We start from the raw sequence: 1,850 nt of genomic DNA, 5'->3' as shown, positions 1-1,850 counted from the left end.
GCCAGGCCGGACTGCCAGTACTTCTGCAGGCACAGGAACGCGACCACCAACGGGATGATCGTGATCAGCGAACCCGTGATCACCAGGTTCTGGATCGCCTGACCGCCCGCCGTGGAAGCCTGGTCCTTCCACTGGTTCAAGCCGATCGTCAACGGATACCAGTCCGCGTCCTTCAACATGATCAACGGCAGGAAATAGTTGTTCCACGTCGCCACGATCGTGAACAAGGCGGTAGTCACGATACCCGGCGCCAACAAGGGCAGGCTGATCTGCCAGAACGTGCGGAACTCCGACGCACCGTCCACGCGCGCCGCCTCAAGAAGCTCGGTCGGCACGGCCTGCTCCGAGAAGATCCACATCAGATACAAGCCGAACGGGGAGATCAGCGAAGGGATGATCATCGCCCACGGCGTGTTCGTCAATCCCAGCTTCGCGAACAGGAGGAACTGCGGGACCGCCAAGGCGATGCCCGGCACCGAAATACTGCCGATGATCACCGCGAACACGGCCTTGCGACCAGGGAACCGGAACTTCGCCAACGCGTAGCCGCCCATGATCGCCAACAAGGTCGCGCCGCCCGCGCCCACCACCACATACAGCAGGGTGTTCACCAGCCAACGGCCGAAGATACCATCCTGGTACGTGAACACCGTCACGATGTTGTCCCACAGGGCGAAGCTCTTGCCGAACCCGAGGCCGAACGTCGACGTGAAGTCGGCCTGCGTCTTCGTCGCGTTGATCATCAGATACACGAACGGGAACAGGCAGTACACCGCGAAGATCGCGCACAACACCGTCATCAACGTGCTGCGACGCGGATTGTTCACGTTCGCGAACCCGGACTTCTCCGCACGGCGCCGCTCGGCCGCCTCGTCTTTGGCGACCCGCTTCTGCCTGGCCTTCTCCGCCGCCCTCGCGGCCTTCTCCTGCGCCTTGAGCTCGGCCGGAGTCAACGTCTCGATACCCGTCGTCGCACTCACTTCATCTGCTCCTTCATGCTGTTCAACTGCACCGCATACGCGATCGCCATCGTGATCACCGCCATCACGATCGCCAACGCGGCCGCGTAATTCGACTGGTTGCCCGAGAACGACAGGTTGTACGCGTACATGTTCGGCGTGTAGTACGTCGTGATCGCGTTGCCCGGCACCATGTTCTGCAAGATCGAAGGCTCGTTGAACAACTGGAACGAACCGATGATCGAGAAGATCACCGTGATCGCCAACGAACCCCTGAGCTCCGGCAGCTTGATCGACTTCACGATCTGCCACTCCGACGCGCCATCAATGGAAGCCGCCTCATACAGGGAATGCGGGATCGTGGACAGCGAGCTGTAGAAGATCAGCATGTTGTAGCCCGTGAACTCCCACGTGTTGATGTTCCCGATCGACGCCAACAACACGTTCGGCGCGAACATGTCGATATTCACGCCCAACACGTCGTTCAGCGAACCCACCAGACCGTACTTCGCGCCATACACGAAACCCCAGATCAACGTGGACACCACCGCCGGCACCGCATACGGCAGGAACGTCGAGATACGGAAGAACTTCGTCCCATGCAACTTCATCGAATCGATCGCCAACGCCATCGCCGCCGCCAGGAACAACATGATCGGCACCTGCACCACCGTGAACAACGCCACACGACCCACAGAACTCCAGAACTGCTGATCACCCAACAGACGCGCGTAGTTCTGCAACCCCACGAACTGCGTCCCACCGATCATCTGCTTCTTAAAGAAACTGATATACACCGCATACACGATCGGGATGATGAACACGAACACGAACACCACCGCAAACGGACCCATGAACTTCCAACCACGCCAATCCGCCTTATGCCGGTTC

2 protein-coding genes are annotated in these 1,850 nt (G+C 59.6%); both read right to left on the bottom strand.

Features of this window, described 5'->3' with window-relative positions; translation table 11 throughout:
- Positions 1-980, bottom strand: a 980-nt coding sequence (locus tag AC1AYX_RS10370) for a carbohydrate ABC transporter permease (RefSeq protein ID WP_476503406.1), incomplete at its 3' end; no start/stop codon positions are given.
- Positions 977-1,850, bottom strand: an 874-nt coding sequence (locus AC1AYX_RS10365; protein ID WP_476503405.1) for a carbohydrate ABC transporter permease, incomplete at its 5' end; no start/stop codon positions are given. The genes AC1AYX_RS10370 and AC1AYX_RS10365, both read right to left, overlap by 4 nt.

This window comes from Bifidobacterium sp. LH_419 (assembly GCF_056356955.1).
This window is presented reverse-complemented; position numbering and strand designations above follow the sequence as displayed.